Source organism: Paraburkholderia sp., assembly GCF_049581445.1.
Lineage (GTDB): Bacteria > Pseudomonadota > Gammaproteobacteria > Burkholderiales > Burkholderiaceae > Paraburkholderia.
Genome location: NZ_JBAURZ010000063.1, coordinates 1 through 2,139 on the forward strand (window position 1 = coordinate 1; position 2,139 = coordinate 2,139).

Annotated in this window: 3 protein-coding genes and 2 pseudogenes; all 5 read left to right on the forward strand. The window is 58.1% G+C overall.

All coding sequences use genetic code 11. The features are described from left to right. A pseudogene (tuf, locus tag WCA85_RS04790) lies at positions 1-134 on the forward strand (elongation factor Tu); the annotation flags it as partial. A 127-nt stretch (positions 135-261) separates the two neighbouring features. Then, complete coding sequence (gene rpsJ, locus WCA85_RS04795) at positions 262-573, forward strand: 30S ribosomal protein S10 (protein WP_006998489.1); 312 nt, start codon at positions 262-264, stop codon at positions 571-573. Between the two features lie 201 nt (positions 574-774). After that, positions 775-1,434 carry a 50S ribosomal protein L3 gene (gene rplC / locus WCA85_RS04800; protein WP_035562616.1) on the forward strand — a complete coding sequence of 220 codons (660 nt, stop codon included), beginning with the start codon at positions 775-777 and terminating at the stop codon, positions 1,432-1,434. Then, complete coding sequence (rplD, locus tag WCA85_RS04805; protein WP_106284140.1) at positions 1,434-2,054, forward strand: 50S ribosomal protein L4; 621 nt, start codon at positions 1,434-1,436, stop codon at positions 2,052-2,054. Before rplC ends, rplD begins: the two co-directional genes overlap by 1 nt. Beyond that, positions 2,051-2,139 (forward strand): annotated as a pseudogene (gene rplW / locus WCA85_RS04810) (50S ribosomal protein L23); the annotation flags it as partial. The gene rplD and the pseudogene rplW, both read left to right, overlap by 4 nt.

Genomic DNA, 2,139 nt, shown 5'->3' on the forward strand with positions numbered 1-2,139 from the left:
TCATGCCGGGCGACAACGTGTCGATCACGGTGAAGCTGATCAACCCGATCGCCATGGAAGAAGGTCTGCGCTTCGCCATCCGCGAAGGTGGCCGTACCGTCGGCGCAGGTGTCGTTGCCAAGATTCTGGAGTAAAATCGAGGGTTAGCAGTTTGCAGTAAAGGTACCCGGGGCCGGGTGCTCGCGCTCAGCGTGCGTCTGGCCCTACGTTCTTTTTATACCTGGCGGTGCAACATCGCCTCGCTCTTTTCAAGGAATCGTCATGCAAAACCAGAAAATCCGCATTCGCCTGAAGGCTTTCGACTACCGTTTGATCGATCAATCGGCGGCTGAAATCGTTGACACGGCAAAGCGGACTGGCGCAATCGTTCGTGGTCCGGTGCCGCTGCCGACCCGCATTCAGCGTTTCGACATCCTGCGTTCGCCGCACGTCAACAAGACGTCGCGCGACCAGCTCGAAATCCGCACCCACCAACGCCTGATGGACATCGTTGATCCGACGGACAAGACCGTCGACGCACTGATGAAGCTCGATCTGCCGGCTGGTGTGGACGTGGAAATCAAGCTGCAATAAGGCTCTCAGGCGGTGTCCGGTTCGCCTGACATCGCTAAGTCATTGATTGCTTGCGGAAAACGAAAAGCCTCGCTATAATAGTGGGCTTTTCGCGCATTTGCGCAAAAAAGTCGGTGTGCTGCAGCATGAATTCATGCCCGAAACGGCGCCGGCATTTTGTAAATTAGCCCCGACCAATCGCAGTCGGGAATGGAGAAAACGATGAGCCTTGGACTCGTAGGTCGCAAGGTTGGCATGACCCGTATCTTCACGGCAGAAGGGGATTCGATTCCCGTTACCGTGCTGGACGTGTCCGACAACCGCGTGACGCAGATCAAGACTGTTGAAACCGACGGCTACACGGCCGTGCAGGTTGCATTCGGTACGCGCCGTGCATCGCGTGTGACGAAGCCGTTGGCCGGTCATCTCGCCAAAGCCGGTGTTCAAGCCGGTGAAATCCTCAAAGAATTCCAGATCGATGCCGCTAAGGCTGCCGAGTTGTCGAGCGGCACCGTGGTTGGTCCCGAACTGTTCGAAGTAGGCCAGAAGGTCGACGTGCAAGGCGTGTCGATTGGTAAGGGCTACGCCGGTACCATCAAGCGTTACAACTTCGCCTCCGGCCGTGCATCGCACGGTAACTCGCGCTCGCACAACGTGCCGGGTTCGATCGGTATGGCGCAGGATCCGGGTCGTGTTTTCCCGGGTAAGCGCATGACCGGTCACATGGGTGACGATACGGTAACCGTGCAAAACCTCGAAATCGCTCGTATCGACGCCGACCGCAAGCTGTTGCTGGTCAAGGGTGCCGTGCCGGGTGCTAAGGGCGGCAAGGTTTTCGTGACGCCGGCCGTGAAGACGCGCGCCGTGAAAGGAGCGAAATAATGGAACTTAAGCTCCTGAATGCCAATGGTCAGGAAGGCGCAGGTGTTAGCGCGTCGGACGTCGTGTTCGGCCGTGATTACAACGAAGCCCTGATTCACCAGGTTGTGGTGGCCTACCAGGCTAACGCACGTAGCGGTAACCGCGCGCAGAAGGACCGTGAGCAAGTCAAGCACACGACCAAGAAGCCGTGGCGTCAAAAGGGTACGGGTCGCGCCCGTGCCGGTATGTCGTCGAGCCCGTTGTGGCGCGGCGGTGGCCGTATCTTCCCGAATTCACCGGAAGAAAACTTTTCGCACAAGGTTAACAAGAAGATGCATCGCGCAGGTCTCTGCTCGATCTTCTCGCAGCTGGCCCGCGAAGGCCGCATCTCGGTGGTTGACGAGCTGACGCTCGAAGCGCCGAAGACAAAGCTGCTGGCCGAAAAATTCAAGGCGATGGGTCTCGAATCCGTGCTGGTGATTACCGACACGGTTGACGAAAACCTGTACCTCGCGTCGCGCAACCTCGCCCATGTGGCAGTTGTCGAGCCGCGTTACGCCGACCCGCTGTCGCTGATCTACTTCAAGAAGATCCTGATCACGAAGGCTGCGGTCGCCCAGATCGAGGAGTTGCTGTCATGAGCGAGATTCGCAAGAACGATCATCGTTTGATGCAGGTCCTGCTCGCGCCGGTGATCTCCGAAAAGGCGACGCTGGTGGCCGACAA